The 1,030-nt window shown below is 40.8% G+C and carries 1 protein-coding gene; it reads left to right on the top strand.

Annotation, left to right across the window (positions count from 1 at the left end):
- Positions 1-87: 87 nt before the first annotated feature.
- Positions 88-1,030: RagB/SusD family nutrient uptake outer membrane protein (locus FMM05_RS20905; RefSeq protein WP_143375365.1), on the top strand; the 943-nt coding region annotated here is incomplete at its 3' end.

The raw sequence follows: 1,030 nt of genomic DNA on the forward strand, positions 1-1,030 counted from the left end.
CCACATCGACCCTGACTACGGTTCCTCTAATATTCCAATCCCCTTTAGTTGTTCACTTGGTATTAACCTGAATTTTTAATTAAGGACATGAAAAAAATTATTCTATTAATAACCATATCCACTTTGTTAAGCTGCGGTAAAAAATTAGATTTAAAACCGGACAGTACGCTCGTATTGCCTAAAACGGCACAGGATTTCGAAAACCTGCTGGATAATACCGGTGTGATGAATATTACCCCTGCACTTGCCCAGTTATCAGCGGACGAGTATTACATTACAAGTTTCACATTATACCAGTCCCTACAAGACCCAATAATTCGCAACGCTTATATTTGGAAACCTGACGTATACGAAGGCGAAACGCAATTAGGCGACTGGCGGGCACCTTACGCCCAAATATTTTATTCTAATAACGTTCTTGATATCATGTCCACGCAGGATATTACTAATGACCCTGAAAAACAACGTATCAAAGGATGGGCGCTTTTTGACCGAGCCTACGCCTTTTACGCTTTAGTAAGCAATTTCTCAAAAGCTTACAACCGCCAGACAGCAAATACTGATCTGGGCATACCTTTGAGGCTAAGCTCAGATATAACCATGAATGTTCCTCGGAGTAGTGTGGAGCAAGCTTACGATCAAATCATTAAAGATGCTTTAGAATCAAGTAAACTATTACAACAAGATATAATCACAGGTAAGAAGAACCGCCCGTCAAAAGTAGCTTCCTATGCACTTTTGGCAAGGGTTTACCTTAGTATGCGGGATTACGGGCAGGCAGAATTATATGCTGATAAATGCCTTGCCTTGTATTCAAAACTGACTGATTATAATTCCCTAGAAATCAGAAGGGGCTCATCTTTTACATACAATAGTGAAGAGACAATCTACTTTACCCAGCAACGGGTCGATTATGACCGTGTGACCTATGGGTCAGGCGGTCTTTATAGCGTTGATACGGCATTGATTAGCCTTTATTCCGCTTCAGACTTGCGGAAGGACATTTACTTCACTTCAAATGCTAACGGAA

Origin of the sequence: Flavobacterium zepuense, from assembly GCF_007097145.1 — a bacterium.
Lineage (GTDB): Bacteria > Bacteroidota > Bacteroidia > Flavobacteriales > Flavobacteriaceae > Flavobacterium > Flavobacterium zepuense.